At 69.5% G+C, this 1,461-nt stretch carries 2 protein-coding genes and 1 riboswitch; of the genes, one reads left to right on the top strand and one right to left on the bottom strand.

The genetic code is table 11. The annotated features are described in order from the left end of the window. Nucleotides 1-157: 157 nt before the first annotated feature. Entirely contained in the window at nucleotides 158-418 is a 261-nt protein-coding gene (locus AC5RUJ_RS16240; RefSeq protein WP_494000708.1) for a DUF4235 domain-containing protein, read from the bottom strand. A 171-nt stretch (nucleotides 419-589) separates the two neighbouring features. Further along, a riboswitch (TPP riboswitch) is annotated at nucleotides 590-722 on the top strand. Between the two features lie 43 nt (nucleotides 723-765). Here AC5RUJ_RS16240 and AC5RUJ_RS16235 point away from each other — a divergent pair. After that, the gene (locus tag AC5RUJ_RS16235) at nucleotides 766-1,386 is read left to right on the top strand and encodes an ECF transporter S component (protein WP_494129146.1); all 621 of its coding nucleotides are present in this window, start codon (nucleotides 766-768) and stop codon (nucleotides 1,384-1,386) included. Nucleotides 1,387-1,461 lie beyond the last annotated feature (75 nt).

Here is a 1,461-nt window from a genome sequence, read left to right as displayed (position 1 = left end):
GCCGGCCCCGCGGACGCTCCGTAACCTGCCGACCAAGGGGCGGTAACCTGCCGACCAACGGGGGCGCGTGCCTTGGGCGGGTGCCGGCGGCCGGTAACAGAACGCGATGGGGGACGGGCCCGCGGCCCGTCCCCCATCGGAATCCTCGAGGGACCGCTTAGACCATTTCCCGGGTCTTGTCGTAGCGGATGACCGCCTTGGCGGTGGCGCGCTTGGTCAGCACCTGGATCACGCGCGCCACGGTGCCGGACACCACGGCGAAGGCTACCGCCGCCCGCAGGCTGTTCTCCAGGTCATCGTCGCTCTTCGGCGCATCTTTTCCGGTGACCATCTTCCAAACAAGCCCCAGCAACTGGCTGGCTGCCAGGCCCGCGCCGATACTCACCAGTGTGCCCAAGAGCCTCAACACAACACTCATGCCCGCTCCCTTCCGGGGCCGCAGCCCCGTCTCAACTGCTGTTCCGGTTCCCAGCCTACTGCCCGGCACCCGCCCGGGCCGTGTGCCGTCGTGCATTTTCCCCGGGTCTGCGCCCCGAATGCCGCGCCGCCGCGGGCGAGTGTAGACTGGTGCGTGCTGCCAGACAGCATCTAGTGACGACAGGGGAGCGTCCGACCGGCCGGTGCACACCGAGACCGGGAGGGACGCTGAGAGTGCGGATAGACCGCAGACCCTCGAACCTGCTCCGGTTAGTACCGGCGAAGGGAGTCGAGTTCTCGGGGCGCGCCGCGTGGCCGCCCTCCCCTCCTGCAACCAGGAGGATTCCAATGAGTACCGTTTCGAATGCACCCGCCACACCCACTCCTGCCCGGAAGCAGCGTTACGGCTGGCGGGTAGTGGACATCGTCGTGGCCTCGGTGGTCGCCGTGGCCGTCGGCGTCATCTTCTGGGCCTGGTCGGCGGGCTGGCCGCTGATCGAGGGCCTGACCATAGCCTTCCCGCCTTCCGCCGGGCTGTACACCGGCGGCTGGCTGATGGCGGGCGTGCTGGGCGGGCTGATCATCCGCAAGCCCGGCGCCGCCATCTACTGCGAGATGCTGGCCGCGGTTGTCTCCGCGCTGCTGGGCACGAGCTTCGGCATGACCGTCCTGGTCTCCGGCCTGATCCAGGGCCTGGGTGCCGAAGTCGTCTTCCTGCTCTTCCTGTACCGCAGGTTCAACCTGGGCGTGGCGCTGCTGGCCGGCCTGGGCGCAGGCCTGGCGCTGTCCATCAGCGAGAACATCCTCTACAACATGCTCTGGGCCGCCGAGTGGCAGCTGGCGTACGTGGGCTTCGCCGCCTTGTCCGGCGTCGTGATTGCCGGGCTGCTGCCATGGCTGGCGGTCAGGGGCCTGGCGAAGACGGGTGCGCTGTCCTCCTTCGCCGCGGGACGCACGGCAGACGCCTGAGCCGTTTGATGGGAGCGCAGAGTACGACGGCGGCGCCCGGCCCGGTGCCGGTCCTCGCCGAGGGGTGGGGCTGGC

Source organism: Arthrobacter sp. Y3223164 (assembly GCF_059091005.1).
This window is presented reverse-complemented; position numbering and strand designations above follow the sequence as displayed.

Coding starts and splice junctions, on each gene's coding strand:
- AC5RUJ_RS16235 (WP_494129146.1), top strand. CDS start 766: ATGAGTACCGTTTCGAATGCACCCGCCACACCCACTCCTGCCCGGAAG.
- AC5RUJ_RS16240 (WP_494000708.1), bottom strand. CDS start 418: ATGAGTGTTGTGTTGAGGCTCTTGGGCACACTGGTGAGTATCGGCGCG.